General features: G+C 50.1%; 24 protein-coding genes. 4 read left to right on the forward strand and 20 right to left on the reverse strand.

Annotation, left to right across the window (positions count from 1 at the left end):
- Positions 1-38: 38 nt before the first annotated feature.
- The 5 genes from ACMYR3_RS14675 to ACMYR3_RS14695 form a co-directional block, all read right to left on the reverse strand.
- A complete protein-coding gene (locus tag ACMYR3_RS14675) occupies positions 39-1,688 on the reverse strand; it encodes a ShlB/FhaC/HecB family hemolysin secretion/activation protein (RefSeq protein WP_424192672.1) in 1,650 nt (549 codons plus the stop codon).
- On the reverse strand, positions 1,679-3,451 hold the full coding sequence (locus tag ACMYR3_RS14680; RefSeq protein WP_424192673.1) for a FecR family protein: 1,773 nt from the start codon (positions 3,449-3,451) through the stop codon (positions 1,679-1,681). The genes ACMYR3_RS14675 and ACMYR3_RS14680 overlap by 10 nt, the downstream gene beginning before the upstream one ends.
- A gap of 39 nt (positions 3,452-3,490) precedes the next feature.
- Positions 3,491-6,736, reverse strand: a complete 3,246-nt coding sequence (locus ACMYR3_RS14685) for a beta strand repeat-containing protein (protein WP_424192674.1) — start codon at positions 6,734-6,736, stop codon at positions 3,491-3,493.
- Between the two features lie 252 nt (positions 6,737-6,988).
- Positions 6,989-7,420 (reverse strand): HIT family protein, encoded by a 432-nt coding sequence (locus ACMYR3_RS14690; protein ID WP_424192675.1) that lies wholly within the window; start codon positions 7,418-7,420, stop codon positions 6,989-6,991.
- 2 nt (positions 7,421-7,422) lie between these two features.
- Positions 7,423-11,400 (reverse strand): DUF3683 domain-containing protein, encoded by a 3,978-nt coding sequence (locus ACMYR3_RS14695; protein ID WP_424192676.1) that lies wholly within the window; start codon positions 11,398-11,400, stop codon positions 7,423-7,425.
- Here ACMYR3_RS14695 and ACMYR3_RS14700 point away from each other — a divergent pair.
- Positions 11,399-11,599, forward strand: coding sequence for a hypothetical protein (locus tag ACMYR3_RS14700; RefSeq protein ID WP_424192677.1), 201 nt, complete (start codon positions 11,399-11,401; stop codon positions 11,597-11,599). The genes ACMYR3_RS14695 and ACMYR3_RS14700 overlap by 2 nt on opposite strands.
- A 106-nt stretch (positions 11,600-11,705) precedes the next feature.
- Here ACMYR3_RS14700 and ACMYR3_RS14705 read toward each other — a convergent pair whose 3' ends face one another.
- The gene (locus tag ACMYR3_RS14705) at positions 11,706-12,518 is read right to left on the reverse strand and encodes a Nif3-like dinuclear metal center hexameric protein (protein ID WP_424192678.1); all 813 of its coding nucleotides are present in this window, start codon (positions 12,516-12,518) and stop codon (positions 11,706-11,708) included.
- A gap of 27 nt (positions 12,519-12,545) precedes the next feature.
- Here ACMYR3_RS14705 and ACMYR3_RS14710 point away from each other — a divergent pair, with 27 nt between their 5' ends.
- Complete coding sequence (locus ACMYR3_RS14710) at positions 12,546-13,745, forward strand: Do family serine endopeptidase (RefSeq protein ID WP_424192679.1); 1,200 nt, start codon at positions 12,546-12,548, stop codon at positions 13,743-13,745.
- A gap of 3 nt (positions 13,746-13,748) precedes the next feature.
- Entirely contained in the window at positions 13,749-14,426 is a 678-nt protein-coding gene (locus ACMYR3_RS14715; protein ID WP_424192680.1) for a DUF2461 domain-containing protein, read from the forward strand.
- Between the two features lie 34 nt (positions 14,427-14,460).
- Here ACMYR3_RS14715 and tatC read toward each other — a convergent pair whose 3' ends face one another.
- The 9 genes from tatC to hisB form a co-directional block, all read right to left on the reverse strand.
- Positions 14,461-15,258 (reverse strand): twin-arginine translocase subunit TatC, encoded by a 798-nt coding sequence (gene tatC / locus ACMYR3_RS14720; protein ID WP_424192681.1) that lies wholly within the window; start codon positions 15,256-15,258, stop codon positions 14,461-14,463.
- A gap of 12 nt (positions 15,259-15,270) precedes the next feature.
- Positions 15,271-15,759, reverse strand: coding sequence for a Sec-independent protein translocase protein TatB (tatB, locus tag ACMYR3_RS14725; protein WP_424192682.1), 489 nt, complete (start codon positions 15,757-15,759; stop codon positions 15,271-15,273).
- An 89-nt stretch (positions 15,760-15,848) separates the two neighbouring features.
- Positions 15,849-16,043 carry a Sec-independent protein translocase subunit TatA gene (tatA, locus tag ACMYR3_RS14730; protein WP_424192683.1) on the reverse strand — a complete coding sequence of 65 codons (195 nt, stop codon included), beginning with the start codon at positions 16,041-16,043 and terminating at the stop codon, positions 15,849-15,851.
- A 240-nt stretch (positions 16,044-16,283) separates the two neighbouring features.
- Positions 16,284-16,613 carry a phosphoribosyl-ATP diphosphatase gene (locus ACMYR3_RS14735; RefSeq protein ID WP_424192684.1) on the reverse strand — a complete coding sequence of 110 codons (330 nt, stop codon included), beginning with the start codon at positions 16,611-16,613 and terminating at the stop codon, positions 16,284-16,286.
- A complete protein-coding gene (hisI, locus tag ACMYR3_RS14740; RefSeq protein ID WP_424192685.1) occupies positions 16,610-17,008 on the reverse strand; it encodes a phosphoribosyl-AMP cyclohydrolase in 399 nt (132 codons plus the stop codon). Before hisI ends, ACMYR3_RS14735 begins: the two co-directional genes overlap by 4 nt.
- A 20-nt stretch (positions 17,009-17,028) precedes the next feature.
- Positions 17,029-17,790 (reverse strand): imidazole glycerol phosphate synthase subunit HisF, encoded by a 762-nt coding sequence (gene hisF, locus ACMYR3_RS14745; protein WP_424192686.1) that lies wholly within the window; start codon positions 17,788-17,790, stop codon positions 17,029-17,031.
- A 66-nt stretch (positions 17,791-17,856) separates the two neighbouring features.
- Positions 17,857-18,621: a 1-(5-phosphoribosyl)-5-[(5-phosphoribosylamino)methylideneamino]imidazole-4-carboxamide isomerase gene (gene hisA, locus ACMYR3_RS14750; RefSeq protein WP_424192687.1), complete on the reverse strand. Its 765-nt coding sequence runs from the start codon at positions 18,619-18,621 to the stop codon at positions 17,857-17,859.
- 27 nt (positions 18,622-18,648) lie between these two features.
- The gene (gene hisH, locus ACMYR3_RS14755; RefSeq protein ID WP_424192688.1) at positions 18,649-19,290 is read right to left on the reverse strand and encodes an imidazole glycerol phosphate synthase subunit HisH; all 642 of its coding nucleotides are present in this window, start codon (positions 19,288-19,290) and stop codon (positions 18,649-18,651) included.
- A gap of 16 nt (positions 19,291-19,306) precedes the next feature.
- Positions 19,307-19,894, reverse strand: a complete 588-nt coding sequence (gene hisB / locus ACMYR3_RS14760; RefSeq protein ID WP_424192689.1) for an imidazoleglycerol-phosphate dehydratase HisB — start codon at positions 19,892-19,894, stop codon at positions 19,307-19,309.
- Positions 19,895-20,049: 155 nt separating this feature from the next.
- Between hisB and hisC the strand changes: the two genes are divergently transcribed.
- Entirely contained in the window at positions 20,050-21,111 is a 1,062-nt protein-coding gene (hisC, locus tag ACMYR3_RS14765) for a histidinol-phosphate transaminase (protein WP_424192690.1), read from the forward strand.
- 51 nt (positions 21,112-21,162) lie between these two features.
- Here the strand turns inward: hisC and hisD are convergent, their stop codons facing one another.
- From hisD to ACMYR3_RS14790, 5 genes are all read right to left on the reverse strand, one after another.
- Entirely contained in the window at positions 21,163-22,500 is a 1,338-nt protein-coding gene (hisD, locus tag ACMYR3_RS14770; RefSeq protein WP_424192691.1) for a histidinol dehydrogenase, read from the reverse strand.
- Between the two features lie 16 nt (positions 22,501-22,516).
- On the reverse strand, positions 22,517-23,164 hold the full coding sequence (hisG, locus tag ACMYR3_RS14775) for an ATP phosphoribosyltransferase (protein WP_424192692.1): 648 nt from the start codon (positions 23,162-23,164) through the stop codon (positions 22,517-22,519).
- Between the two features lie 2 nt (positions 23,165-23,166).
- A complete protein-coding gene (murA, locus tag ACMYR3_RS14780; protein WP_424192693.1) occupies positions 23,167-24,423 on the reverse strand; it encodes a UDP-N-acetylglucosamine 1-carboxyvinyltransferase in 1,257 nt (418 codons plus the stop codon).
- A complete protein-coding gene (locus tag ACMYR3_RS14785) occupies positions 24,423-24,674 on the reverse strand; it encodes a BolA family protein (protein ID WP_424192694.1) in 252 nt (83 codons plus the stop codon). Before ACMYR3_RS14785 ends, murA begins: the two co-directional genes overlap by 1 nt.
- A gap of 62 nt (positions 24,675-24,736) precedes the next feature.
- Positions 24,737-25,507: an ABC transporter permease gene (locus ACMYR3_RS14790; RefSeq protein ID WP_424192695.1), complete on the reverse strand. Its 771-nt coding sequence runs from the start codon at positions 25,505-25,507 to the stop codon at positions 24,737-24,739.
- Position 25,508: the final 1 nt, after the last annotated feature.

Consider the following 25,508-nt stretch of genomic DNA (forward strand, 5'->3'; position numbering starts at 1 on the left):
TTCTCTCAGTCAAATTCAGGAATTCAGTATGCCTGATTTTAAAATTTGAGTTGCAGGTTGGCGTGAATCCGGTTTTCACCGCTTGGAGCGAGATTGCTTTGTGTGCCGGACAGAATATGCGCGGCATCCAGCGAAAATGAACCGTAAGTACTCAGGGGCAAACGCAGGCCAGCGCCAATACTCAAAACGTGATCGTTGCTCGGCAGACTCAGCGCTTCTTTTCTTTGCACCGTACCGGCATCCGCAAACAATACGCCGCGCAGGCCCGGCAAGGTAGCAGCCATGCCACTCAACCAGGATTGCGTGGCGATTGGACTGCTTTGCCATTCGACACTGCCAAACAGCCCCGATTCGCCCAGCAGCACCCGTTCATCCACCCCACGCACTGAATACGCACCACCCACGCCAAAACGCTCACCGGCAATCAATGGCTTGCTCGCATACTGGCCATTCAGCCTGAAGCTCCAGAGCTGATCACTGCGGGTGCGCAATACCGCTGCCCAACCGGCGCGCAATGCCTGCCAGTTGCGTGATGCGCCCTGTTGGTTTGCGACATACGCGCTATCGGTATTGGACTCACCACTGGGCAGATTGGCAATCAGATCAACATTGCTGCTCATCAACCCAACGCCCAAGGTATTTTCAAGCTCGACCCGATTGGCCAGCGATACTGTCAAGGGGCGAGAGCGTACATCCGGTGCCAAGGCCACACCATTGAACTGCACACCACGATAAAGCTTATCGTCGATGCCGACACTGAGAAAGTAACGTGACTTGCCGTTGGGCTGAAAGTAATGCGTGTAATTCAGACCAAACGTATTACCGGCACCGGTAATGGTCTGGCCGGTACTCAAAGCACCCGAAGTCACACTCGAATGTGAAAAACTGGCGGTGAGCGCACCACCCCACTCATAAAACGGGACACGGTAAAACATGCCGTACTGATGGACATCACTGGCGTGGCTGGGAGACGTAATGTAGCTGGCCGAAATCACATGGTCACGATCAAACAGATTGGCATGCTGCAATGACACCATCAGTCGATCCCGTCCGGTGGCCTGCGTACCCGTATTGGATAAAGACAGGCTGGTTGATAGCGGGTCTTGCTCAGTCACTTTGAGGTCAGCATCAAAGGCATCCGCCTGCTCACTTTCACGCAAGGTGAGCGTCGTGCGCTTGGCCGGATTTTCATTGGCCAGTGCCAGGCTGCGTGCCACTTTGTGAACGTTGGGGGTTTTGCCTTCCTGTAACTCGGGAACACTCGCGCGAATATTATTTTGTGAAAATCGCTGCGCACCCATGACGTTGATTTTGCCCATGGCAAAACGCAGCATCTGTAATTTGACGGTACTGGAAAAGGCTTGTGGCGGGACAGTCACACGATAAAAACCGTAGCCCTCTTTTTGCAAGGCAATCTCCAATGCCGAAGCTGCTTGCTGCAAACGCGACAGGCTTAAATCGGGACCGGTAAAGTCTTGCAATATGCGCTGGGTGACTGGCTCGCCCAGTGGGTTGTCACCTTCGACCAGATAGCGTTGCACTTCAAAGTGCAGCTCGGTAGCCGCTTTTCTTTCAGGCGTCTGCACAGATTTACTTGGTGCCGTATTCACCCCTTGCTGCGCCCATGCCGATACTGGCAGCGCCGCACAAAACAACCAGGCCAGTGGTCGCACTAAATTTATTTGCATATCAATGCAGGTTTGACGCCGTTGCGTTCCAGAAGAGGGATCAAATCAAATGTATTGGAACCAGCGTTGATACCGGTTTGGCTAGGCAGAGGCATGACATCATATTCAATAAAGTTGGGTACATTGACCGGCCGCAACACTTCAATCGGAGTTGTGGTGGTGCCAGTCACACCGGGATTATTACCACCCGGACCACCTGGATTTGAAGCAGTTGGCGCACCATTATACAAAGGTGCCGTCACACCCTCTTTTCCCGGGTTGCCATTATTTGCGGCGGCCCCCGAAGTGGCGGGCGCATCATTGCTTGCGGCATTACCTGATCCATTCACACCTGGCAGATAGGTGTCACTTGCCGGGATGCCGGGATCACTACTGGCACTCTGCGGCAAGGGCCGCACAAAACCGGTTTCGCCACGCCCCAAATCCAAATGCGCACCACTTGGCGTTTCAAGTGCAACGTGACCATCACGCACGGCCACATATAAACCTGTTTCGGCCGAAGCATGTTCGGTCAAACCAAAGGTTTGCTGAAAATCAACGGCAACTGAATCTGGACGTGGTAAATCAGTCATTAATAATTCACCCATTGGCTGATAGTATCCGGCAGTCAATCCAGAACTTGCTGCACTGCCCGCTGCGGCAGCACTCGCACCACTTGCTGGCGCACCCTGAATATTGGCGGGCAGATCCTTGCTGCTAAATTCATCCGGAAAACTACCACCTCGCCCGGCCGGCAGAATCACCCCTTTAGCTTCACGCATACCACGTCGTGCTTCAGCCGCTGGCACCACAATCACTTCACCTTGCCAGGTATAAACCGTCATCCCATCACCCAAGGGCAATCGTGGCTCAGCGGCACAAGTGCCATAACAGGTCACATCAAAACCCGTGCCACGAATACCAATGGTCGCAGTAGTCGTTCTGAATTCCACATTGCGCTGATTGGCCTTGCCAATCAAACCAGTCATCATGCGGGACGCTCCTTTGACCAAATTGACAAAGAAACGCCCTTCTTTCGGCTGTGCCATATCGAATACAAAATCTTCAATTTTTAAACGTGTCTGTTCACCAATTGAAATTCGTGACTCATCACGAAATGCCAGAATCGCGGAAGAACTGCGACCCGTCTCCAATAAATCGCCAGGATAAGCTGGTCCACCTACGGCAATGAAACGCTTCACACCATCCAGGCCAATCGCCGTCAATAAACCTTTGAGTTGCACTACCCGAGCACTCGCAGATATCCGATTTTTGGATTCAGCATGGGCAATCTGTTGATTTTCTTTCGCACAATCTTCGGCGCACAATCTGGCATCAAAGTCAGTGCCACGAATGCCAAGACTGGCCACCGGTGTTTTGATTTCACCGCTATTGCCTTCAATTTTGGTCAATATGCCAGTGAGGGTTCGTAATCCGCCTTTGAGCATTTCGAACAGGAAATTACCCTTTTTGGTTTCCTGATCAAAAGCGTAGTTTTGCAGAATGACCTGTGTATCGGGACGCAAAGTCATGCGGGTGCCATCATTGAGTTTGATTGCCGCCAGACTCTTGTCGCTGGTGGTCAGCACATCACCTTGATATAAGGCTTGGCCGGGCCCGCTAAATCGGGGTTGCTGCCCAGGTTGCTGAATCACACTGACACCACGGGAATATTCGATCTGCCCAATGGGCATTGGCGCATTGGCAACTTGCTGGGCGTGTGCGTCAATCAAGCTGAAAAGACTGACCAATAATGTAATGATGATAAGAGGCAGGATTTTCATGGCCAGTAGTTTACCTGCTTTATGATCTCCGACGGCGCATCAGGGCTGACACTGTTTATCATTGACTTCGACCAGTACCTCTGAGGTTGACTTGGTCGCATCACGTTTTTCCCATCCAGCGACAGTCTGGATAATGGTAGGTTCTATGGTCTTAGGCTGCGTATTACTAACTGCTTGTTGGGTTTGTTGCGCCACGGTACTGTCAATCACTTGCTCCGGCGTCAAGTTACCGGGCAAAGTGATTGGCACAGGTGCTGGAGCTGGTGCAGGACTTGGTGTTGGCACAGGCACGGGTGTTGGTGTTGGCGTAGGAGTAACGACGGGTGCAGGACAACCCGTACAAACCTGGCTATTGAGCTTGAGTCCGTTTTCGGCAGCGGCCAATACCGTTGCCACCGCACCGGCACCAGAACCAGCCACAATGTTGATTTGCTGGGTAGCATTGATATCCAGTGTGTTGGATGAGTTAATACTGGCGCCACTTTGATTGCCACTGCCACCAATCACCTGGACATTCTGTCCATTGATCACACCAGTCCCATCGGGTGCAGTCACGATGATTTGTGCTTTGGCACCATCACCACTGCCGCCCGCCAATTGAACCAGATTAACCGCATTGAGTTGCAACTGATCTTGTGCCTGTACAGTCACACTTGCGCCGGTATTATTGCCACCATTCAGCACAATATCCTGCGCATTGATTGCAACCTGATTACCCGTTAACGTTTGACCATTTCCGGCAGGTTGCGCATTCACATTACCAGCCGTAGTCAATGTCACTGTCTGCCCAGTAATATTGCCGCCTTGCCAGTTAATTGGCCCTGTTTGAGATTGCAGATTGACGTTACCAGCTCCAGAAGTCACATTGCCATTGATGGTCAGCCCATCAGCCACTGTTGGATTATTAGGATTGACCGTCGTCTGCAAATTAACATTGCCAACCGCTTGAATACCAGGCGTCGTGACGATCAGCTTGCCTTGTGTAACCACCTGTACTGCAGCCCCTGTATTGCTGGCCGCGCCATTGATCTTGCCAATGTGATTATTAGGCGAAGTCAAACTCACATTACCCAAAGGACCACCCATTCCGGCACCAAATTGCAAATTAGGTGTACTGATGGCCGAAGCCACCGTCTGATTGATACCGCCAGCGCCTGCAAGCAATGTGATACCGCTTTGAGTGGTCGCATAGTCCACATTGCTATTTGGTTGCTGCACTAGCGTATTGCTGGATGACAGTGTAGTGCCATTCAAATGGATACCACCCTGCGCATTGGTAGCATGCAAAATGATTCGTCCTGGTGCACCTGGCGTGGCGATGTTGGCACCACCCTGTCCACCATCAACATTCAAGGCTGTCGTGCCCAACGTCAGACTGGGTGCAGTCAAACTAATCAGACCACCGGCTCCACCGACCGTATTGCCAGTGCCGTTGTTACCTGGAAAGCCTGCACCACCTTTAGCCAGCAACTGACTATTGGCAGCCAACGTCAAATCCCCTTCATTGGCGAGCACAATAATACTGCCCGCCGCTGCACCGGCCTGATTGGCACTTTTTGCAGCTGTCCCTGATACATCGATATTGCCATTAATCTGAATTGCCTTGGCAGTCAGTGCCACTTGACCACCCTGACCATAAGCCGCAACCGCATTAGGCTGCACACTCGCATTGATATTGCCCACCATAATCTGATTAGCGGCTGTCAACGCCACATTGCCTGCATCGGCAATTTGATTGCTGGCTGTATTGATATCGGCAATACTGATTGAACCGTTACCTTGCACGGCCACATTGGCGGTGTCTGCCGCCTGCAACTTGGTCGCAGTCAAATTACCGGCAGCAATATTGGCAGTCAAGCCTTGGGCTTGCGTGCCGCCATTCAAAGAACCCGTTGCCAGACGAATACCAGCACCTTGCGTAGTGACCGTTGGGATCGCTGTCAGATCAATGCCAGTACCGGTTGTGATATTTGAAGTTTCAATATTCAAACCCATGTGATTCTGCAATGTCAATCCATTGCCGGTAAAACCACTCAGGCTGAATGCCTTGACGAATTCATCTGTCTGAATATGAATATTGGCCAGCGCACTTTCAAGACTGCTCTCCGTGACCGAGCTGGCATTACTGCTGACACAGGCAATCGCTGCATTGGCACAACCCAAAATATCAAGATGGCTGGCACCAATCAACCAGGTGCCATGTTGAGCGTTGCTGGAGCTGGCATCAACCTGTATATTATCGATCACAATATGATCATAAACCGAAGTTTCAATGGTACCGCCCTGACCACCGGCATCCCCAGAACGCGCAGTCAGCTTACCACCCACTTGCGCATCCCAGTCTGAATGAAGTCGAATTGTGCCGCCATTGCCATTGGAAGCTGCAGCGGCAGTAATACTACTTGCAGATGTGGTTTCAAGATTATTCTTGGCCAACAAGACAACCTGCCCTGCTGCTGTTGTCACTGCATTGGCTCGTATATCCCCAGAATGCCTTAATTGACTGGCAAACAAGCCAACCGCATTGGCTTCCAGATGTCCTAAGTTGACCACACTATTATTGGTCGACTGCAATTCGAAACTGATATTGTCCAGACCACGCCCAAGAATAGTGACCTTATCACCAGCGGCTAAAACAGCATTCCCTTTTTCAACAGTCAATGAACCATTATTGGTAATGCTCTTGGCTATCAGATAGACATCACCATTGGTGCTGCGCACCGTACCATTGATTTGGATTGAGCCAACGGTCCCGGTGGTGCCATCAAACTTAAGCAAACCATTTTTAAAATCATCATCATTCAGCTTTAATGTGCTCGCATAAAAAACTGCCGTATCAATGATCGCGCCATTACCAATCACCACACCATTGGGATTGACAAGAAATACCTGACCATTGGAAGTCAGATGTCCAAGAATTTGTGAAGCAGAAGCACCGGCATTGACCCGATTCAGAACCGAGCTTTGTGCAGACTGCTGCTGAAAATGGGTTGTTTCGGAAGCACCGATCGAAAAACTGCCCCATTGAATAATGGTATTGGGACTATTGGTAATGGTCTGGACATGATTGCCTGCACCGCCGACAGTGATTGTGGCACTGCCGGAAATGACCGTTGGATTGGTCGGAAAGGTATGCGCATCAACACCTGTATGCAGGCCAAACAGACCACATACGGCCATGCTAAGTGTCCGCAATTTGAACGAGCACAGCCCCACCACCCGATCCTGACACAGTGGGTGATCTATCTGCTTGCCTGCTTGCTGGTTCAACTTGTTATTGGACATTTCCTCAATTCCATAGGCATTTGCCTAGTCGGCGCTTAGATGGTTATCTTGACTGACTATGTCGGATTAAACCAAGAAACTTTGCAACCAATCGCAACAAAAGGCTTGAAGTTTGCCGCTTGTTCTGGTTCTAGCGTTAACAATGGCAGATTTTCTGTTACGCCACATAGGAACTTTCCCTACAAACGAGAAATTTCCCCAAGCGGCTGACATGAGGAATGCGACCTAAATCACAAAAATCATTTTTTCAGATTAATGCTGAGAGAATGCTGCAATTTTCTGGTCGATGAGACTGATGGGATTTTGTAACAAGTTATCTTTGTAAGGTGTCGCATCGCGTAGACGCTCACCCCAGACAGGATTGGGAAAATGGGTATCCCAATCAAAACGGGCAATCACATGCCAATGCAAATGTGGCACCACATTACCCAGGCTGGCAAGATTGATTTTGGTGGGCTGTAGATGATCGCGCAGTAGCTGCTCAATCCGATAAACCATATCCATCAGATAGGCACGATCAGCCTCGTTCAGCTCGGTCATCTCGGCCACATGGTGCTGCCAGATAATGCGATAGAACGCCGGAAAATGCGTGTCCTGCACCCGCACAATCCGCAGGCGGTCATCGTGCCAAAGAACGATACCGCCGAGCTCATCACATAAAGGACAAACTGCCTGATCTGCCATGACTAGACCAGAATCCGCTCGATACCACCATCATTGGCCTTGGCGACATAATCCTGCAACCAGGTCTCACCAATCAAATGCTTGGCCATTTCAATCACGACATAGTCAGCCTTGGTGCCAGCGTCCTCATCATATCGAGACACCCCCCCCAGGCAGGCAGGGCAACTGGTCAGGATCTTGACTTCACCGGTAAAGCCGTCAGTGCGTAACTTGGCCGCGCCTTTGATCATTTCCTCTTCTTTACGGAAACGGATTTGAGTGGAAACATCGGGGCGAGAAGCCATCAATGTACCGGCATCACCACAACAACGATCATTTTTTTCAATCTTCACATTGTCATGCGTCGTGATCAGTGCATTCACCGTTTTGAGTGGGTCCTGCAACTTCATCGGTGTGTGGCAAGGATCGTGATACATATAACGGGTTCCCGTCACACCTTCCAGCTTGACACCTTTTTCAAGCAGAAACTCATGGATATCGATGATCCGACAGCCCGGGAAGATCTTGTCAAACTCATAGCTTTGCAACTGGTCATAGCAGGTACCACAACTCACCACCACGGTCTTGATATCCAGATAATTGAGCGTATTGGCAACCCGGTGGAAGAGCACCCGATTATTGGTCATCATCTTCTCGGCCTTGTCATATTGACCGGCACCACGTTGCGGATAACCGCAACATAAATATCCAGGTGGCAAGACAGTCTGTACACCAACCTCCCACAGCATCGCCTGAGTCGCCAAACCAACTTGTGAAAACAGGCGCTCGGAACCACAACCCGGAAAGTAGAAAACCGCCTCAGTATCCGCCGTGGTTTTGCGTGGGTCACGAATCACTGGGATGAACTTATCATCTTCAATGTCAAGCAGAGCCCGCGCGGTTTTCTTGGGCAGATTGCCAGGCAATTTTTTGTTGATGAAGTGAATCACCTGCTCTTTGATGGCGGGCTTGCCATGCGTTGCTGGTGGCGCCTTGGTCTGCTTTTTGGCGAACGCCTTCAGCACATCATTACCCAGGCGCTGCGCCTTGTAGGCAAGACCAGTCATGACTTTGCGGGTCGCATTAATGGTGGCTGGATCAGTCGCATTCAAAAAGAACATGGCAGCAGCCGTACCTGGATTGAATGACTTCTTGCCCATTTTGCGCAGGAGATTGCGCATATTCATGGACACGTCACCAAAATCAATATCGACCGGACAAGGCGTCAGGCATTTATGGCAGACTGTGCAGTGGTCTGCCACATCTTCAAACTCTTCCCAATGCTTGATGGAGACGCCCCGACGGGTCTGTTCTTCATAGAGAAATGCCTCGACCAGTAAGGAGGTCGCCAGAATCTTGTTGCGTGGGCTATAGAGCAGATTGGCACGCGGCACATGCGTAGCACACACCGGTTTGCATTTGCCGCAACGCAGGCAATCCTTGACACTGGTGGCAATCGCACCAATATCACTTTGCTGCATGATCAACGATTCATGTCCCATCAAACCAAAGCTTGGCGTGTAGGCATTGCGCAGATCAGCACCTTCAAGCAACTTGCCTTTGTTGAAACGGCCATCCGGATCGACTTTTTGCTTGTAGGTACGGAAGTCGGCAATCTCGTCCTCGGTCAAAAACTCCAGCTTGGTGATACCAATACCGTGTTCGCCAGAAATCACACCGTCCAGGGAACGTGCCAATTCCATGATACGCGCGACGGCCTTATGCGCATCCTGCAACATCTCGTAATGGTCGGAGTTGACGGGAATATTGGTATGCACATTGCCATCACCGGCATGCATGTGCAAAGCCACAAACACACGGCCACGCAGCACTTGCTTATGAATTTTCTGGCACTCCAGCAACACGGGTTCAAACACGCCACCACTGAAAATCTGACGCAGTTTGGCGCGCACTTCGGCCTTCCAGGAAATACGGATGGTACGATCCTGAACCAGATCAAATACCCGCACCCGCGGATTCATGGCGATCCGTGGACCAAACTCCTTGAGCAAGGGTTCATAGCCCAAGGCCACCAGATCGGCCTGTACTTCGGCCAAAGGCTGGTCCAGATTGTTGAGCACATAGCTCCAGCGCCGATGCACCGCTTCGAGCAAAGTCAGCGCCTGATTTTGACGATCTTCAAGCAGCTCGAAAGAAGGCACTTCTTCAGCATCTTCATTTTTACCCAGCGGCAGATTACCCGCCGAGAAGAAGCGATCGAGCTCAGCCAGCAATTGCAGCTTGTTTTTGGTGGACAGTTCTATATTGATGCGCTCAATCCCGTCGGTATATTCGCCCATGCGATTGAGCGGGATCACCACATCTTCATTGACCTTGAAGGCATTGGTATGACGCGCAATCGCCGCAGTACGGGAACGATCCAGCCAGAATTTTTTACGGGCTTCAGGAGACACCGCGGTAAAACCTTCACCAACGCGCGTGTTGGCCATGCGCACCACTTCAGACGCGGCACGTGCTACGGCGTTGTCATCTTCGCCGACAATATCACCAATCAAGACCATCTTGGGCAACACGCCACGCTTGGACTTGGTGCTGTAACCCACGGCACGCAAATAGCGCTCGTCCAGATGCTCCAGTCCGGCCAATACCGCACCACCCTTACGAGTTTCGGCATCCAGATAGTCCTTGATTTCAACAATCGATGGAATGGCATCACGCGCCTGACCAAAAAATTCCAGGCAAACGGTGCGCGCGTGTTTGGGCATTTTGTGCAATATCCAGCGCGCGCTGGTAATCAGGCCATCGCAACCTTCTTTTTGCACACCCGGCAAACCCGCCAAGAATTTGTCGGTGACATCCTTGCCGAGGCCTTCTTTGCGAAACACGCGGCCTGGAATATCCAAAGGTTCGGTTTTGAAGGGCTGCTTTTCGCCCGGATGCGTCCATTCCAATTTAAAGCGCGCCAGTTCAACATCATGAATCTTACCGAGGTTATGATCAAGACGCGTAATATCGAGCCAATCGCCATTGGGATCAACCATTCTCCAGCTGGCCAGGTTATCCAGCGCGGTGCCCCACAAAACCGCTTTTTTACCGCCCGCATTCATGGCGATATTGCCGCCAATGCAGGAAGCTTCGGCCGAAGTCGGATCGACCGCAAACACAAAACCCGCTTTTTCAGCGGCATCAGACACTCGCTTGGTGACCACCCCCGCACCAGAATATACGGTGGCATAGGGTCGATCCACGCCCGGCAAGGTCACCATTTCCACTTCACCCAACTGTTCGAGCTTTTCGGTATTGATCACGGCAGACAAGGGCGTGAGCGGAATCGCACCGCCGGTATAACCCGTGCCACCACCACGTGGGATGATGGTCAGACCGAGTTCAATGCAGCCCTTCACCAAGCCCGCAATTTCCTCTTCGGTATCGGGGGTCAACACCACAAACGGGTACTCAACGCGCCAATCGGTTGCGTCGGTCACATGAGACACACGTGACAGACCATCAAACTTGATATTGTCAGGCTTGGTATGTTTGCCCAGCACTTTGTCGACCTGTTTGCGTAAATCGTAAGCGGCGGCAAATTCACGCTTGAAATCGTCGATCGCCTTACGGGCGGCTTTAAGCAACAACTCGACATTATGGCTACGATTGATGGCCTGCCTGTCGCCTGCGTCCTGCATATCGGTCACTTTACGGCGACGCTCGACTTCATTTAAGCGATGATGCAAGGCTTCAATCAGCGCAGCGCGACGTTTGGGATTATCGAGTAGATCATCCTGTAAATAAGGATTGCGTCTGACCACCCAAATATCACCCAGCACTTCATACAGCATGCGCGCCGAACGACCGGTTTTGCGTTCACCGCGCAATTCGTCAAGCAGCTGCCAGGCTGGCTCGCCCAACAGACGCATGACAATTTCGCGGTCGGAGAAGGAGGTGTAGTTATAGGGAATTTCGCGCAGGCGTCCTTTGGCAGAACCCGCAGCAGGGATTTCATTGAGCCGGGCGGCTTGTGGCAAGACAGGTGCGTTCATGACAGCAACACTCACTTTTTCAAAACGCTATTGTAAAGGCAGCAGGCACTTTACGCCCAGGCTGACCATGAAACCGCACAACTTGCTGGGTGATGGCATTACCAGTCAATTTGCAACCTCGAAGCTCAGCAGGCAGCACGCAATTGACGCGAATGAGGGCAACGTCAGCGGCGAGTCGTCGTGCCAAAAGGAAACTTGATGCAATCAATATGCAAAATATATACTGGGTATATGTATAAAATTTAACCCAGTAAATAAGCACTATAGCGGTTAATAATTAAATATACTCCTAATAAATAGCCTGTCTACACCGGATTATCCAAATCAGCAAACATCGCTTGCACGCCAAATTGGCTGGCCAAATGTTGGCCCAAGGCCCGCACACCATAGCGCTCGGTGGCGTGATGGCCGGCGGCAATGTAGGCGACGCCCATTTCGCGCGCCAGATGCACCGTATGCTCCGTAATCTCACCACTGATCAAGACATCGGCACCGGCATCGATCGCATCCTGCAAAAAGCCCTGTGCTGCGCCGGTACACCAGGCAACTTGCTTGATGGCTTGCTCTGGCGCACCGATCACCAATGGCGCACGGGCCAGGCTCAGCTCAATACGAGCAGCCAGCTCGCCCAGCTTGAGCGGCACGTCCAATGTCGCCAGACAACCCAGATTATTGTCACCAAAAAAACGGCTGACCGAAATACCCAAACGCTGCCCCAATTGTGCGTTATTGCCCACCACAGGATGCGCATCCAGCGGCAAGTGATAGCCGAGCAAATTGATGCCATGTGTCAGCAATAATTTGAGTCGTCGCTGCTTTTGGCCGATGACCCGCATATCTTCGCCACGCCAAAAATAGCCGTGATGCACCAAAATCGTATCGGCGCCAACGGCGATGGCTTGCTCAATCAAAGCCAGACTGGCCGTGACGCCACAGAGAATTTGACGAATTTGCGGCGTGCCTTCCACCTGCAAGCCATTTGGGCAATAATCCTTGAACTGCGATACATTGAGGTATTGCGCCAAATAAGCCAGCAAATCAGCACGTTCAATCGTGTGGGCTGATGGCTCGCTAGGCAAATTTACAGGCAGGGGCGGATTGTCGGCAATCTGGCTCATTCTTTAATCACTTTCCAATATTCATTCATGCGTCGATTCTGGTTGTTATTTTCCCAATGCGTGACGGTCTGTCTTGCGATTTTATTCATTATCACCACGCTCAAACCCGAATGGCTCAATCGGGGCAATGCCTTGTCCGGTCGTGCACCAGTTGCCATCATACAGGCAGCACCCAATACCGCCACACCGGCCTCAGGATCAGTGGCAAATAGCCCAATGGGTGGCACCAACACAGGCAGTTACCGACAAGCCGTCGCGCAGGCCATGCCAGCCGTGGTCAACATCTTCACCACCAAAGCAGCGCCCAAGCGCAACCCCCATTCGGAAGACCCGTTGTTTCGCTACTTTTTTGGTGACCAGTTTGGTCAGGCGCAGCCCACTTCCAGCCTGGGTTCGGGTGTGATTGTGAGTACCGATGGCTATGTGCTGACCAACAACCACGTCGTAGAAGGTGCCGATGAAATTCAGGTGGCCTTTGCCGATGGGCGCAAATTACTGGCTAAAACAGTGGGCACCGACCCCGAAACTGATCTGGCTGTTCTGAAGATCGACGCACAAAATCTGCACGCCATCACCTTTGGCATTGCCGAACAGATTCAGGTGGGCGATGTGGTACTCGCCATTGGCAATCCTTTTGGCGTTGGTCAGACCGTTACCATGGGGATTGTGTCTGCCCTGGGTCGCAATCACCTGGGTATCAACACCTTTGAAAATTTCATTCAAACCGATGCTGCCATCAACCCGGGTAATTCGGGCGGTGCACTCATTGATACCAGCGGTCATCTGCTGGGAATCAACTCGGCCATCTACTCCAAATCGGGTGGATCCTTGGGTATTGGCTTTGCCATTCCGGTATCAACCGCCAAACAAGTCATGGAAAGCATCATCCAGAATGGTCAGGTTTTACGTGGCTGGATTGGTGTGGAACCGCAAGACATCACGCCTGAACTGGCTGAATCGTTTGGCTTGCCACGCAACACGGGCGCTATTGTGGCGGGCGTATTGCAAGGCGGCCCGGCCGACAAAGGTGGTTTGCGACCCGGTGACATTTTTGTCTCCATCAATGATCAACCGGTCAACGACACCACCTCGATGCTCAACCAGATTGCCCAACTGACACCGGGTTCGGGTGCCAAAATGCGTATGTTGCGCAAGGATCGTGAAGTGGATCTTTATGTGACCGTTGGCAAACGCCCCAAACAGCAACAAGCTGCTGCAGGAGAATAAAACATGCATACTCGTGAGCTGATTCGCTTTCTGGATGAACTGAGTACCCACAATAACCGACCCTGGTTTTTACACAACAAGCCCCGATACGATATCTTGCGTGAAGAGTTTTTGCTGCTGGTCATCAAGGTGATTGAAGGTGTTGGCAAATTTGACCCGGCGGTAGCCGATGCGTCCGCCAAAAAAGCTCTGTTCAGGATTCACAAAGACATGCGTTTTTCAAAAGAAAAAATCCCTTATAAAACGCATTTCTCGGCGGCATTTTCGGCCAGTGGTTTAAAAAAACCCAGCCAAGGCGGTGGTCCAGCCTACTATTTTCATATTGATCAAAACGGCACTCTACTTTATGGCGCAGGTGAATATCTGCCACCACCACCGCGCCTCAAGGCAATCCGTGAACAGATCATGGCCGACCCCAAAGGCTTTGGCAAAGTACTCAGCGACAAAGCCTTATGTACGACCTACGGCCAACTGAATCAGGAAGATAAGCTGAGTCGTCCACCCAAAGGATTTGATGGCGAATCTGTTCATGCTGATTACTTAAAACTGAAAAGCTTTGGGATATGGAACGAAGTGGATGCGATGAAGGCTTCCGAGCCTGACTTAGCAAAGACCTTGATTCAGGGATTCAAGGACAGCCAGGCGCTGATCAAATGGCTGCGTGCCATTCCATTAGCCTGACTATCTTGGAAGCAACATTAATTACTGACCCGAATTACTGACCCGAAGCAGGCGCGGCTTCGGGCGCTTTGGTTGCTTTGGCAAAGATTGGGGCAACAATCAAGCCCAATTCATATAACAACCAGAGTGGTACTGCCAACAACAGCTGCGACATGATGTCGGGTGGCGTAAAGATTGCCCCGACCACAAAGGCACCGACAATCACATAGGGCCGGATCTCCTTGAGTTTTTCAACAGTGACCAAACCCATTCGTACCAGCACGATCACCACGATGGGCACTTCAAACGTCACACCAAAAGCCATGAACAACGTCAAGACAAAATCAAAATAATTTTCAATATCCGGCGCAACCGAAATGGATTGCGGTGCAAAACCGGCAATAAATTTGAACACCACACCAAACACAAAAAAATAACAAAATGACATGCCTGCGATAAACAAAAAGGTACTGGAAATAACCAGCGGTAAAACCAGTTTCTTTTCATGTTGATACAAGCCAGGAGCCACAAAAGCCCATGCCTGATACAACACCCAAGGTAAAGCGACAACAAATGCCACCAGCAGGGTCACTTTCATCGGCACCAGAAACGGGGCAATCACACCCGTAGCGATCATCTTGGAACCTTCTGGCAAAGCGACCAGCATGGGGTGCGCCAGAAAATCATAAATTGCCGAGGGCGACGGCCAGATGGACAAACCAATAAAAATGATGATGATGGCAGCAGCGGCCTTGACAATCCGATCACGCAGCTCGATCAGATGCGAAATGAAAGTTTCCGGCCCTGTTTCCTGCTGCTGATTATTTGAATCGGGTTGGGAAGAATCACTCACAAGCAAAGACCATCAAAAAAAAGAATGCGATGAACGTGCTGCAACAGGGCGATGCCGTGCCACTCTTGCGGCACCAGAAGAAATATGGGTACGCTGTTGATTGATTTTTTTATACCAGATTGGCCGTGCCGCTTGCTTGAGACGCCAATTCTTACGTGGCACCACGACATCCGGCGCACGATAACCTGAGTGCGTCACCAGAGAACTCGCATCGGCACCACTCTCAAGACCAGCATTGAATTGCGTGACTGTGGAACTGATATTGTTTTCGACGGTATGCTGAAAATCACTCGCAGCATTTTGAACACTGTCTTTCATTTTGCGCAAATCATCAAAATCCATTTCACGGCTGACCTCGGCCTTGACATCGTTGACATACCGCTGTGCTCGCCCCAACAAAGTACCCGCCATGCGTGCTACCCTCGGCAACTTTTCAGGGCCAATCACCACGAGGGCAACCACACCGATAATAGCCAGTTTGGATAATCCGAGATCAAGCATGAGTCAGTGCCATCAAAAAGGAGTGAATCAACATTTTCTCTTGACCATCGCTCAAAATAAACGAACGACTTCTGCGATTCGCATGCAGATCAATTCTTTTCCTTGGCTTCGACATCAATGGTTTTAGTCGGATCAGCTGGTTTTTCACCCTCTTTCATACCATCCTTGAAGCCCTTCACCGCCCCGCCCAAGTCTTGGCCAATATTGCGCAGTTTTTTGGTCCCAAAAACCATCATGACAATTACCAATACAATCAACCAGTGCCAAATACTCAATGAGCCCATTTTTATCTCCCTGACGCCAATGCGCCTCAATAAACTGAATGCCGTAGAAAATACCTATCGCGGCCATTATTTTACCCGTCTCCACGACTGGCAAAGCTAACACTGCTCGCCACCTTTGAATCAAAGTGGTTTTTGCAACAATCATTCCTACTTCAAATTAAGTCCTATGCCACGCTGGCAATAAATTTAATTACGTGAAAGCGGCCAGTTTGGATTCAACCTCATGATCTAAACAAATCATCACGATTTGCGAGTGGCCTTTTCTTCCAAGCCCGACAGGCCTTCTCGGCGGGCTAGCTCAACCAATACAGCCTCGGGACGTAAATCATATTGAGCCAGCATGACCAGACAATGAAACCAGAGGTCGGCAGTTTCGTTCACTATTTTCTGCCGATCACCACCCGCCGCCACATCCTTGGCAGCCATCACAGTCTCAGTAGCTTCCTCACCAACTTTCTTCAGAACACCATCAGGCGCTTTGGCAAACAGTTTCGCCACATAAGAAGTTGCCGGATCAGCAGCTTTACGTGATTCAATCACATCAGCCAGGTGGGACAATATATCGCTCATTTGTAAATGTGCTCCGGGTCTTTCAAGACAGGCTCCACAGTTTCCCATTGGCCAGTTTGAGTATCACCAACAAACTTCTGGAAAAAACAGGAATGACGACCAGTATGACAGGCTATTCCGCCACTTTGCGTTACTTTAAGCAACACGACATCTTCATCGCAATCGAGACGAATATCATGCACTTTTTGTGTATGCCCTGATTCTTCCCCTTTATGCCACAGACGTTGACGCGAGCGGGACCAATACACCGCCTCACCCAACTCAATCGTTTTTTGCAAAGCAGTTCGGTTCATGAAGGCAAACATCAGCACATCATTGGATTCCAGTTCCTGCGCAATGACTGGCACCAGACCATCCTTATCCCACTTGATTTTTTCAAGCCATTCTTGACTCATCATTGCACCATTTAAAGTAATCAAAGGCGCACCGGAATACCCTGCTGGGCCATATATGCTTTAGCCTGGGCAACCGTGAATTCACCATAATGGAAGATGCTGGCGGCCAGCACCGCATCGGCATGTCCTTTACTGATGCCTTCAGCCAGATGTTCAAGATTGCCAACACCGCCAGAGGCGATGACTGGAATGGAAACCGCATCTGATACAGCACGCGTTAGCGGTAAATTAAACCCTGCCTTGGTGCCATCTCGGTCCATACTGGTCAACAAGATTTCACCAGCCCCCAAGGCTTGCACCTGTTTGGCCCAAGCAACAGCATCAATGCCAGTCGGCTTGCGGCCACCGTGGGTATACACTTCCCAGCCAGTCCCATCTTGCGATGCTTTAGCATCAATTGCTACCACGATACACTGCGAACCATATTTGCCAGCGGCATCGGCAACCAATTGCGGATTGGCCACTGCAGAAGAATTCATGCTGATTTTGTCTGCGCCCGAATTGAGTAAACGCCGCACATCGTCGACCGTTCGCACACCACCACCAACAGTCAAAGGAATGAAAACCTGCTCCGCAACCGCCTCGATCATGTGCAAAATCAGATCACGATCATCGCTGGTTGCGGTGATATCGAGAAAAGTCAGCTCATCTGCACCCTGTTCATCGTAGCGACGTGCGATCTCAACGGGATCACCGGCATCACGCAACTCAACAAAATTGACACCCTTGACAACCCGCCCGGCAGTGACATCAAGGCAAGGAATGATACGTTTGGCTAGCATGGCAATCTCTTTGCCCAAACCGATTTAACCCAGTATGACTGTATTTGATCGGTCAAAAAAAGCAGCTTATTCAAGTTCACCACTCAACTCATCAGCTCGTTGCTGGGCAATTTTCAGATCCAGAGTGCCTTCATAGATGGAGCGACCACAAATCACGGCTTCAATACCTTCATCTTCAACCTTGCACAACGCTTCCACATCGGCCAGATTGTGTACGCCACCTGAAGCAATCACCGGAATCCCGACGGCTTGCGCCAGTTTGATGGTCGCTTCGATATTGACGCCACCCATCATGCCATCGCGTCCAATATCGGTATAAACAATGGCTTCAACACCGTAATCTTCAAATTTTTTAGCCAGGTCAATGACTTCATGGCCAGTCAATTTACTCCAGCCATCGGTAGCGACCTTGCCATCTTTGGCATCAAGGCCAACAATGATTTGCCCTGGGAAAGCGCCACAGGCATCGTGCAAAAATCCTGGGTTTTTAACTGCTGCTGTTCCGATAATGATGTAGTCAATACCACCATCCAAGTAACGCTCAATGGTGTCCAGATCACGAATACCGCCACCCAGCTGAATGGGAATATCATCAAACTCTTCGTCACCCTTGACGGCCTTGACGATTGATTTGATGGCCACCTCGTTTTTTGGCTTACCGGCAAATGCCCCGTTTAGATCAACAAGATGCAAACGTCTTGCACCTTGTGCAAGCCAGTGCTTGGCCATGGCACCAGGATCTTCTGAAAAAATTGTGGCATTGTTCATGTCGCCTTGTTTAAGGCGGACACAATGACCATCTTTCAGGTCAATAGCAGGAATGAGCAACATGATGGCAGAGCGAAAACAACGATTAAATTAAAGGGGATTCCAGTTTACAAAGTTCTTGTACAACTGCAAACCCAAGTGTGCACTCTTTTCAGGGTGAAACTGGGTCGCAAAAATATTATCTTTTGCTACCGCGCAACAAAACTGCTCACCGTACTCGGTCGTGCCAGCAATCGCGGTCGCTTGATCAGGAATAACGTAATAGCTATGTACAAAATAAAAATAGGATTCGTCGGGTATTGCATGCCAAACAGGGTGATCCATCGATTGCCTGACCCGATTCCATCCCATTTGCGGCACTTTATAACGTGTTCCATCAGGCTGTAATCGATCTTCCAGATCGAAACGAACTACCTTGCCCGGAATCAAACCCAAACAATCACAATCACCCTCAGCACTCCAATCAAACAACATTTGCTCACCAACACAGACACCTAATAATGGTTTTGTTTTGGCACAGTGCAAAAGCGTTTCTCGCAATCCTGAATCATTCAAAGAGCGCATGCAATCAGGCATGGCCCCCTGACCTGGTAAGACGATTCTGTCAGCAGCCTGTAAATGGGCTTTCTCACCGCTGATCAGCACTTCCGCATCTGGCGCAACATGCATAAGCGCCTGCGCTACTGACCGGACATTACCCATGCCGTAATCTACGACAACAATCTTGCTCATAGGATGCTACTGGAAATTAAAGACTGCCCTTGGTGGAAGGAATCTGCCCTGTGGCACGCGGATCAAGCTCTACAGCCATGCGCAAAGCCCGGCCGAATGCCTTAAATACAGTTTCACATTGATGGTGTGCATTGTCACCTCGCAAATTATCAATATGCAAGGTGATCAAGGCATGGTTCACAAAACCCTGAAAAAACTCATGAGTCAGGTCGACATCAAAGGCTCCAATCATGGCGCGCTTAAACGGAACATGAAACTCGAGACCAGGGCGACCCGATAAATCAACCACCACTCGCGACAATGCTTCATCCAAGGGTACATAGGCATGGCCATAACGGCGCAAACCCATTTTGTCACCCGCAGCTTTGGCAAAGGCCTGACCAAGCGTGATGCCAACGTCTTCCACCGTATGATGCGCATCGATATGCAAATCACCTTTGGCAACCACTTTCAGATCGATCAGCCCATGCCGGGCAATCTGATCCAACATATGATCCAGAAACGGGACACCCGTCTCCAATTGCTTGATGCCAGTTCCATCCAAATTAATTTCAACTGAAATCTGGGTTTCCGAGGTGTGACGTGTAATTTGAGCTTGCCGCATAAGGAGTAAATCGCGGTTAAATTGAGTAATTAATATGTATTAGAAAGACGCCAAGACCAAGCTTAACGCTGCCTGAGCAAGGGTAACATGATACCATCGGGTCAGTTTGCCGTCTTTCACGCATTTCAGTCTGTTTTTTCTCATCCGACTACTTTATGAGCCGTTTCTGGAGTTCCGTCGTTCATACGCTCACCCCGTATGTTCCTGGTGAGCAGCCCAAGCTGCCCAATCTGATCAAACTCAATACCAATGAGAATCCTTATCCACCTTCTCCCAAGGTACTAGAAGCGATTTCCTTAGCCAATCAGAATAATCTCAAGCGCTATCCAGACCCCAATTCTGATGCCTTGAAAAACACCATCGCCAAACATTTTGGCTTGGAAAACAATCAGATTTTCACTGGTAATGGTTCTGACGAGATTTTGGCCCATATTTTTTTCGGCCTGCTAAAACATGACTTGCCGGTGTTGTTTCCTGACATCACCTACAGCTTTTATCCGGTTTATTGCGAGCTCTATGAAATAACAACGCAAAAAATTCCAGTCGATGACAAGTTTGCCATTCAGATCCAGGATTATCGGATTCCTAATGGCGGCATTATTTTTCCAAACCCCAATGCCCCGACCGGCCAAGCCATGACACTGGATCAGATTGATGCCTTGCTGCAATTCAATACCAACTCCGTGGTGGTCATTGACGAAGCTTATGTCGATTTTGGCACTGAATCTGCGGTTTCTTTGATCAAGACATATCCTAATCTACTGGTTGTCCATACGCTATCCAAGTCGCGCTCTTTGGCAGGTTTACGGGTTGGCTATGCCATGGGTGACAGCAAATTGATTGAAGCGCTGGAACGCGTCAAAAATTGTTTTAACTCTTATCCACTTGATCAATTGGCGCAGGCGGGCGCAGTAGCTGCCTTCCAAGATCAGGCCTATTTCCAGCAAACATGCCAGGCCGTGATGGGTAGCCGTGAATGGTTGTCCAAAGAACTTGATCAATTAGGTTTTCAAGTTTTACCTTCGCGCGCCAACTTTGTCTTTGCCCGACACAGCCAACATGATGCGGCGCAACTTGCCACGGCTCTTCGAAAACAAAACATTATTGTGCGCCACTTCAAATTGGCCAGAATTGACCAATTTTTGCGGATAACCGTGGGCACTAATGAGGAATGTGCCACTCTAATTGCGGCACTGAAGCAAATTCTTAGCGCTTAAGAATTTAAAAAACTGAATGGTTTGACGCAAAACCACTGTCGAACCATTCGCTCATTCTTTAAAGCGATATTCGGCAGACCGTGCATGCGCCTGCAAACCTTCGCCGTAGGCCAGCTCGGCGGCCACCCGACCAAGATTGGCGGCACCTTTTTCACTGACTTCAATAATGGACGAGCGTTTTTGAAAATCATAGACACCCAGTGGCGATGAAAAACGAGCAGTGCGAGACGTTGGCAATACGTGGTTAGGTCCAGCACAATAATCTCCCAGTGACTCACTGGTAAACCGGCCAAGAAACATGGCACCCGCATGGCGAATCTGCTCCGCCCATATATGCGGATTTTCGGCTGAAATTTCCAGATGCTCAGGGGCGATATAGTTAGCAATGGCGCAAGCCTCCGCCATGTCGCGCACCTTGATCAAGGCACCACGATTAACCAGGGAAGTAGCAATTACCTGCTTGCGCGGCATGTCGCCCAACTGCTTTTGTATGCTGGCTTCAACCTGATCCAAATAAGCCGAATCAGGGCATAAAAGAATCGATTGGGCCAATTCATCATGCTCGGCTTGCGAGAAGAGATCCATCGCAACCCAATCAGGATCAGTGGTGCCATCGCAGATGACCAAAATCTCGGAAGGTCCGGCAATCATATCAATGCCCACCACACCAAACACACGACGTTTGGCCGCTGCCACAAAAGCATTACCTGGCCCAACGATCTTGTCGACAGCTGGTATGGTTTGAGTGCCGTAAGCCAGTGCACCTACTGCTTGAGCACCACCAATGGTAAAAGCGCGTGAAACACCGGCTATGTATGCTGCAGCAAGCACTAAATCATTGCGCACGCCGTCAGGGGTTGGTACCACCATCATGATTTCCGGCACGCCAGCTACATGTGCGGGTATGGCATTCATCAATACCGATGAAGGATAGGCCGCCTTGCCACCAGGCACATAAATACCGACCCGATCCAATGGTGTCACCTTCTGCCCCAGCAGAGTGCCATCTTCATCCTGGTAAGAAAATCCTTGTGAACCAATCGCTTCATACTGCTTTTGGTGATAGCTGCGAACACGATCGGCTGCGGTTTGCAAGGCTTGCTTTTGCGCAGTGGGTAATCCTTCAAACGCTGCTTTTAAGGCTGCTTGGGACAATTCCAGCTCCGCCATGACTGCTGCCTGCAAGCGATCAAAACGTTGGGTATATACCAGTACGGCAGCATCACCGCGTTGTTTCACATCTGCCAAAATTTGGGCTGCCGCCTGGTCAATCGCAGCATCTTCTCCAGCCTCAAATGCCAATAAGGTTTTGAGTTGGGAGTCAAAATCTATTGATTGAGAGTCCAGTTGACGAATAGTGATATTTTGAGCAAGAGATTGAGTAGTCATAGCAATTACATGGTGCCTAAATCGCCATTTTAAAGGCATCAAGAATGGGCTGGAGACGCTCCCGTTTCATTTTCAGGGCGGCCTGATTCACCACCAGTCGCGAAGAAATTTCCATGATCGCCTCAACCTCGACCAATTTATTGGCTTTCAAGGTATTGCCAGTGGAAACCAAGTCAACAATCGCATCAGCCAAACCAACCAGCGGTGCCAACTCCATAGAACCATACAACTTGATCAGATCGACATGAACCCCTTTACGGGCAAAATGTTCACGGGCGATGTGGGTATATTTGGTAGCAACGGACAAGCGTGCGCCTTGCCGTACCGCCTTGGCGTAATCAAAGCCTTCGCGCACTGCAACTGACACTCGACAGGCTGCGATCTTCAGATCAATAGGTTGATATAAACCGGCCGCACTCTGTGTACCACCAGCATGTTCAATCAGTACATCCTTGCCGGCCACACCAATATCTGCGGCACCATATTGCACATAAGTCGGCACATCCGAAGCGCGCACAATAATGACACGCACATCATCCTGATTGGTCGGCAATATCAGCTTGCGCGATTTTTCGGGATCTTCAGCAACGGTAATACCGGCCGCAGCCAGCAGCGGCAGGGTCTCATCAAAGATACGCCCTTTGGATAAAGCCAATGTAATCACATTCAGCCTTTCACCCTAAGGATATCTGCCCCTACGGCTGAGAGTTTTTTCTCCATCTGATCATAGCCACGATCAAGATGGTAAATCCGGTCAATGATAGTTTCGCCTTCCGCAATCAACCCGCCAATCACCAGGCTGGCTGAGGCTCGCAAGTCGGTCGCCATCACGGTCGCGCCGGACAGTTTGTCGACACCTTTGATAACCGCCGTATTACCTTCGATGGTGATATCGGCACCTAAACGACGCAATTCCTGTACATGCATGAAACGATTTTCAAAAATGGTTTCAGTCACCATGGAAGTCCCACGAGCAATCGTATTTAAGGCCATGAATTGTGCCTGCATATCCGTTGGAAACGCTGGATATTCTGAGGTACGAAAACTCACTGCTTTAGGACTGGTGTAATTGGCGACGATGATGGAATCATCATGTACCTCGACCAACACACCTGCTTCACGCAGTTTTTCTATCATTGCGTCCAGCGTATCGGGCAAGGTTTTATGCAATACCACACGACCACCGGCAGCGGCTACTGCACAGAGGAATGTACCTGTTTCTATCCGATCCGGCATGACATGATGGCGCGCACCATGTAACTGGTCAACACCTTGAACGGTGATCTTATGCGTTCCGGCACCTTCAATTTTGGCACCCATTTTGATGAGCAAGGCCGCCAAATCACGCACTTCTGGTTCTTGAGCGGCATTCTCAATGACGGTCTCACCGTCTGCCAGCACGGCAGCCATGAGCAAGTTTTCAGTTCCGGTCACGGTTACCATATCGGTGGTAATCCGAGCCCCTTTCAAACGGGTCGCTTTAGCGTGAATATAACCATGTTCGATGGTGATTTCGGCACCCATGGCTTGCAAACCTTTGATATGCTGATCAACAGGACGCTGACCAATTGCGCAGCCACCGGGCAGGGAAACTTTTGCTTCACCAAATCGGGCAACCATCGGCCCCAGCACTAAAATAGCCGCCCGCATGGTCTTCACCATTTCGTACGGAGCTTCCAGTTTGGTGACATGAGTGGCTGCTAACGTCACACCATCATCCTCGTCACGCTCTGCATCAACGCCCATCTGTTGGAGCAGTCGAATACAGGTAGACACATCCTTGAGACGTGGCACATTGAAGAGCTCGACAGGATCTTTGGTGAGCAAACTGGCGCAAATAATTGGCAATGCCGCATTTTTTGCACCAGAAATTGTGATTTCACCGGTAAGTGGCTTACCGCCCTTGATGACCAGTTTATCCATTAAGCGGCTTGTCCTTGCCACTCATCTGGCGTCAAAGTCTTCATTGATAAGGCATGAATTTCTGCCTTCATGCGATCACCCAGCGCCTGATAAACAATCTGATGACGGGCAATTGGGCGTTTGCCGGCAAATTCGGCACTCACAATCACCGCCTGAAAATGTTCACCATCACCTTCAACGGCAACATGCTGGCAGCTCATGCCAGTTTCAATATATTGTTTGATTTGCTCTGGGGTTGGTTTGGTATTCATGCAATTCACCTTTGGAATAATGCCGAAAGACGGCTATTTTACTGCTTCAACGCGACCTGTCGTTAATGTCGCAACTTATAGCCACTTTTTAACAATTGAATGGCTATTGCTGAAACGAGCAAAAAACTCACCAGTGTAATGAAAAAACTGGTAGTTGGAGGGAAATCTGAGGCACCGAGAAAGCCATATCGGAAGCCATCAATCATGTAAAAGAAAGGATTAAGGTGCGAAACCTGCTGCCAAAATGGCGGCAAGGAATGAATTGAGTAAAAAACGCCCGACAAAAATGTGGCGGGCATGATCAAAAAATTTTGAAAAGCAGCCAGCTGATCAAATTTTTCGGCCCAAATTCCTGCAATTACGCCTAAAGCACCCAATAAAGCTGCGCCAACCAATGCAAAGAGCAATATCCATAAGGGTGCTGCAAAACTAAGGTGCGCAAACCAGGCAGTAACCACAAAAACGCCCAGCCCCACAGCCACGCCGCGAACCACCGCCGCAAGTACATAAGCACCAAAAAATTCCCAATGTGACAAAGGCGGCAAGAGGATAAAGACCAGATTGCCGGTAATGCGTGACTGAATCAGCGATGATGAGCTATTGGCAAAGGCATTTTGCAAGACGCTCATCATCACCAAACCAGGAATCAGAAACGCACTGTAATTGACGCTACCAAAGACCTGCACACGATCTTCCAGCACATGGCCAAAGATGAGCAAGTACAACATGGCCGTCAGAATAGGCGCTGCAATGGTCTGAAAACTGACTTTCCAGAAACGCAGCAGCTCCTTGTAGAACAGGGTTTGAAAACCAATCACGCCAATACCTTTCACG

It is taken from the genome of Ampullimonas aquatilis, assembly GCF_049675895.1.
Lineage (GTDB): Bacteria > Pseudomonadota > Gammaproteobacteria > Burkholderiales > Burkholderiaceae_D > Ampullimonas > Ampullimonas aquatilis.

Bases quoted from the DNA above. Each gene is read 5' to 3' on its own strand.
- tatB (WP_424192682.1), bottom strand. From the start codon at position 15,759: ATGCTTGATCTCGGATTATCCAAACTGGCTATTATCGGTGTGGTTGCC.
- tatA (WP_424192683.1), bottom strand. From the start codon at position 16,043: ATGGGCTCATTGAGTATTTGGCACTGGTTGATTGTATTGGTAATTGTC.
- ACMYR3_RS14685 (WP_424192674.1), bottom strand. From the start codon at position 6,736: ATGTCCAATAACAAGTTGAACCAGCAAGCAGGCAAGCAGATAGATCAC.
- hisC (WP_424192690.1), top strand. From the start codon at position 20,050: ATGAGCCGTTTCTGGAGTTCCGTCGTTCATACGCTCACCCCGTATGTT.
- hisI (WP_424192685.1), bottom strand. From the start codon at position 17,008: ATGAGTCAAGAATGGCTTGAAAAAATCAAGTGGGATAAGGATGGTCTG.
- hisF (WP_424192686.1), bottom strand. From the start codon at position 17,790: ATGCTAGCCAAACGTATCATTCCTTGCCTTGATGTCACTGCCGGGCGG.
- ACMYR3_RS14695 (WP_424192676.1), bottom strand. From the start codon at position 11,400: ATGAACGCACCTGTCTTGCCACAAGCCGCCCGGCTCAATGAAATCCCT.
- murA (WP_424192693.1), bottom strand. From the start codon at position 24,423: ATGGATAAACTGGTCATCAAGGGCGGTAAGCCACTTACCGGTGAAATC.
- ACMYR3_RS14675 (WP_424192672.1), bottom strand. From the start codon at position 1,688: ATGCAAATAAATTTAGTGCGACCACTGGCCTGGTTGTTTTGTGCGGCG.
- ACMYR3_RS14680 (WP_424192673.1), bottom strand. From the start codon at position 3,451: ATGAAAATCCTGCCTCTTATCATCATTACATTATTGGTCAGTCTTTTC.
- ACMYR3_RS14785 (WP_424192694.1), bottom strand. From the start codon at position 24,674: ATGAATACCAAACCAACCCCAGAGCAAATCAAACAATATATTGAAACT.
- hisA (WP_424192687.1), bottom strand. From the start codon at position 18,621: ATGTTGCTCATTCCTGCTATTGACCTGAAAGATGGTCATTGTGTCCGC.
- ACMYR3_RS14700 (WP_424192677.1), top strand. From the start codon at position 11,399: ATGACAGCAACACTCACTTTTTCAAAACGCTATTGTAAAGGCAGCAGG.
- ACMYR3_RS14710 (WP_424192679.1), top strand. From the start codon at position 12,546: ATGCGTCGATTCTGGTTGTTATTTTCCCAATGCGTGACGGTCTGTCTT.
- ACMYR3_RS14735 (WP_424192684.1), bottom strand. From the start codon at position 16,613: ATGAGCGATATATTGTCCCACCTGGCTGATGTGATTGAATCACGTAAA.
- ACMYR3_RS14715 (WP_424192680.1), top strand. From the start codon at position 13,749: ATGCATACTCGTGAGCTGATTCGCTTTCTGGATGAACTGAGTACCCAC.
- hisH (WP_424192688.1), bottom strand. From the start codon at position 19,290: ATGAGCAAGATTGTTGTCGTAGATTACGGCATGGGTAATGTCCGGTCA.
- hisB (WP_424192689.1), bottom strand. From the start codon at position 19,894: ATGCGGCAAGCTCAAATTACACGTCACACCTCGGAAACCCAGATTTCA.
- ACMYR3_RS14690 (WP_424192675.1), bottom strand. From the start codon at position 7,420: ATGGCAGATCAGGCAGTTTGTCCTTTATGTGATGAGCTCGGCGGTATC.
- ACMYR3_RS14705 (WP_424192678.1), bottom strand. From the start codon at position 12,518: ATGAGCCAGATTGCCGACAATCCGCCCCTGCCTGTAAATTTGCCTAGC.
- hisD (WP_424192691.1), bottom strand. From the start codon at position 22,500: ATGACTACTCAATCTCTTGCTCAAAATATCACTATTCGTCAACTGGAC.